1 protein-coding gene is annotated in these 980 nt (G+C 76.2%); it reads right to left on the bottom strand.

Translation table 11 applies throughout. The features are described from left to right. Nucleotides 1-158: 158 nt before the first annotated feature. Complete coding sequence (locus PAI11_RS10800; RefSeq protein WP_007574296.1) at nucleotides 159-767, bottom strand: biotin transporter BioY; 609 nt, start codon at nucleotides 765-767, stop codon at nucleotides 159-161. Between the last annotated feature and the right edge of the window lie 213 nt (nucleotides 768-980).

Genomic DNA, 980 nt, shown 5'->3' with positions numbered 1-980 from the left:
CTGATGCCGACGCGCTGGGACAGCGACGAGCGGACCGATCCGCTCGGCATCGCCGTCCGCACCGGCCCGGCGCTCGGCCCCGGCCCCTACCGCGCGCTCTGGCGGCGGCCCGGCGGCGCGTGGGTCGCCGGGCCGCCGGTGGCCGCCGTCGAGGGTGGCTAGCGCTCGCCGTCGAAGCGCCGCACCAGCCGCCAGGCCGAGGGCAGCACCAGGCCGGCGAGGGCCGCCTTCATCAGGCCGCCGGCGATGAACAGCGTGAAGCCGTTGTGGATCGACCAGCCGAGGTCCTGGCCGGTCGCCAGCATCAAGCCGGGGACGCCGAAGCCGAAGACGATCAGCTGCCCGAGGGCGAAGATCGCGAACGCGGTCGGGACCCGGCGGTCGGCGCCGCGGGCGGCCAGGTGGCCGATCACGGCCGCGGCGACGATGAAGCCGATCAGGTAGCCGCCGGTCGGGCCCCAGACGACGTGCCAGCCGGAGCTGCCCTCGGCGTAGACCGGCAGCGCCAGGCCCAGCAGCAGGTAGAGCGCCAGGGCCGCGGCGCCGCGGCGGGCGCCGAGGGTGGCGCCGACGATCACCACGGCCAGCGTCTGCCCCGTGACCGGCACCGGCGACGGCGGCACCTGGATCGCGATCTGGGCGCAGAGCGCGGTGAAGAGGGCACCGGCGAGGACGAGCACCGCGCTGCGGGCGCGGACGCCGGGCAGCAGGTCGGCGAGGACGGGGCGTGGCGCCGCGAGGGCGCCGCTGGTCAGCGTGGCGGCCATGGAGAAGCTCCTTCTTCGGGGGCGACCCATGGTGGCGCAGGCGCCCCGATTCGTGCGGTGCGGATCGAACAACCCGCCCGGTCGGGGGTGTGGAAGAGCGCGAACCCGGGCGCTCAGTCCCGCTCGCGCGCCGCCACGCCGCTGCGGATGAAGTCGATGATCGCCTGGGTCGGCGTGCCCGGGGTGAAGACCTCGGCCACCCCCCGCTCCTTC

It is taken from the genome of Patulibacter medicamentivorans (assembly GCF_000240225.1).
Classification (GTDB): Bacteria; Actinomycetota; Thermoleophilia; order Solirubrobacterales; family Solirubrobacteraceae; genus Patulibacter; species Patulibacter medicamentivorans.
The sequence above is the reverse complement of the archived record's forward strand: the minus strand, read 5'-3'. Positions and strand labels throughout refer to the sequence as shown.

Bases quoted from the DNA above. Each gene is read 5' to 3' on its own strand.
- PAI11_RS10800 (WP_007574296.1), bottom strand. From the start codon at position 767: ATGGCCGCCACGCTGACCAGCGGCGCCCTCGCGGCGCCACGCCCCGTC.